Annotated in this window: 2 protein-coding genes; both read right to left on the reverse strand. The window is 71.2% G+C overall.

Features of this window, described 5'->3' with window-relative positions; all coding sequences use genetic code 11:
* The coding region (locus AB0C96_RS43080) for an NAD(P)-binding domain-containing protein (protein WP_362925767.1) at nucleotides 1-615 on the reverse strand (615 nt) is incomplete at its 3' end.
* A gap of 73 nt (nucleotides 616-688) precedes the next feature.
* Nucleotides 689-1,150 (reverse strand): TIM barrel protein (locus AB0C96_RS43085; protein WP_362925769.1); only part of this gene is annotated, 462 nt, incomplete at its 5' end.

A 1,150-nucleotide genomic window follows, 5' to 3' on the forward strand; every position in this document is an offset into this window, starting at 1 on the left:
CGCGGCGGCCAGGTCCACACCGGACTTCTCCAGGAAGACCACGGCCTCGGCGCAGGCCTGGATGTTGATGGCGACGATGAGCTGGTTGGCGGCCTTGACGGTCTGCCCGGAGCCGTGCGGGCCGCACAGCACGATGGTCTTGCCGAGGGCTTCGAAGAGCGGCTTGGCGGCGTCGAAGTCGGCCTGCTCACCACCGACCATGATCGACAGGACGGCCTCGATGGCGCCGGCCTCACCACCGGAGACGGGGGCGTCCAGCACCCGGATGCCCTTGGCGCCGGCGGCCTTGGCCAGGTCGATGGAGGTCTGCGGGGTGATCGAGGACATGTCGATCAGCAGCGCGCCGCGCTTGGCGTTGTCCAGGATGCCGTCGGGGCCGTAGGCGATGGCCTCGACCTGGGGGGAGGCGGGGACCATGGTGATGACCACGTCGGCGTCGGCGACGGCCTCGGCCACCGAGCCGGCAGCGGTGCCGCCGGCGTCGGTCAGCCGCTGGAGCTTGTCGGCCTCCAGGGTGTAGCCGGTCACGGCGTAGCCGGCCTTGATCAGGTTCTCGGCCATGGGCGAGCCCATGATGCCCAGACCGATCCATGCGATCTTGGGAAGGTTGCTCATCGGTGCCTCTTTCACAAACGGTGTGGCATACGGGGTCGGCGGGCGGCGCGGACGTCAGCGGGCGGCGCGGGCGTCAGCGGGCGGCGCGGGCGTCGGCGGGCAGCCAACCGAACGCCTCGGCGCTGGGGGCGTCGCCGGGCTTGTACTCCAGCCCGACCCACCCGTCGTAGCCGGCCTTGGCCAACTGCTCCAGCAGGTCGGCCAGCGGCAGGTGGCCGGTGCCCGGGGCGCCGCGGCCGGGGTTGTCGGCGATCTGGACATGGGCGGTCTTGTCCGCGTACTGCGCGATGACCGCCGGCAGGTCCTCGCCGTTCATCGACAGGTGGTACAGGTCCATCAGGAACCGGACGTTGTCCAACCCCGTCGCGGCGTTGACCGCATCGACGACCTCGATCGCCCTGGGCGCCGAGACGATCGGGCAGTCGGGCGACTCCGGCGCATTGAGCGCCTCGATCAACACCGTGCCCCCCACCTCGGCAACCGCCCGCGCCGCGAAGGCCAGATTCGCCAGCGCCAACGCATCCTGCTCCGCCGG

It is taken from the genome of Streptomyces sp. NPDC048506 (genome assembly GCF_040651315.1).
GTDB lineage: Bacteria > Actinomycetota > Actinomycetes > Streptomycetales > Streptomycetaceae > Streptomyces.